Here is a 281-nt window from a genome sequence, read left to right as displayed (position 1 = left end):
ACCTCGGTGAAGATGGACGCCAGCTTCTGTTCGGTCGCGGTCCGAGGCGCCTCGAAGTGCGCCGTCTTCGGACCTTGTGCATCCGGGGCTGGCAGTGCCTTGCGGTCTACCTTGCCGTTGGGCGTCAGCGGCAGCGCCTCCAGCACCACGTACGCCGACGGCACCATGTACTCCGGCAGCCGCTGCTTCATGTGGCCTCGCAGTGCACCCGCGTCCAGCGAGGCAGCGTCTCGGGCCGTGACGTAGGCCACCAACCGCTTGCCCTCGCCATCTTCGCGAGC

General features: G+C 68.0%; 1 protein-coding gene. It reads right to left on the bottom strand.

The genetic code is table 11. The annotated features are described in order from the left end of the window. Positions 1 to 281 (bottom strand): AMP-binding enzyme (locus HV826_RS36625; RefSeq protein WP_176421598.1); only part of this gene is annotated, 281 nt, incomplete at both ends.

Source organism: Myxococcus sp. AM010 (assembly GCF_013372585.1).
GTDB lineage: Bacteria > Myxococcota > Myxococcia > Myxococcales > Myxococcaceae > Myxococcus > Myxococcus vastator.
Note: the sequence above shows the minus strand (reverse complement) of the source record. Positions and strands in the feature narration are given on the sequence as shown.